This window comes from Neisseria sp. P0021.S007, from assembly GCF_051956855.1.
Map to the genome: position 1 here is coordinate 1 of NZ_JBQCXA010001188.1, position 519 is coordinate 519.

Annotated in this window: 1 pseudogene; it reads left to right on the plus strand. The window is 50.1% G+C overall.

Annotation, left to right across the window (positions count from 1 at the left end):
* Positions 1-519, plus strand: a pseudogene (locus ACTHUR_RS18205) (FtsX-like permease family protein); the annotation flags it as partial.

The following is a 519-nucleotide window of genomic DNA, read 5'->3' on the forward strand; positions in this document are numbered from 1 at the left end:
CTTTATCAGTAAGCAGGAAGGTTTGGAAGAGTTGTAGATTAGTTTCGGTCAAAATTTCGTTTCTGTGCTTGGTGGTGGTTTGTTGTTTGGTGTTTTTGTTGGTAGACCCGACCCTGCCACTTCTCCGGATCAAATGCAGGCCATCTATAAAGACATTACCAAACTGCCGCGCGTCGAATCGGCAACCATGGATACCGAATGGGTACAGACCCTTTATCGTATTAACGAATTTATCCGCAAGATTTTGTGGTTTCTCTCGCTGACTTTAGGCATGGCCTTTGTCTTGGTGGCACACAACACCATCCGCCTGCAAATCCTCAGCCGTAAGGAAGAGTTGGAAATCACCAAGCTGTTGGGGGCGCCCGCTTCCTTCATCCGCCGTCCTTTCCTTTATCAGGCAATGTGGCAGAGTATTTTCTCCGCCGCCGTCAGCTTGGGCTTGTCGGCTTGGCTGCTGGCCGAAGTACGGCCGCTGGTGGACGCGATTTCAAACCCTACGGTCTGAACCTGTCTATTCTA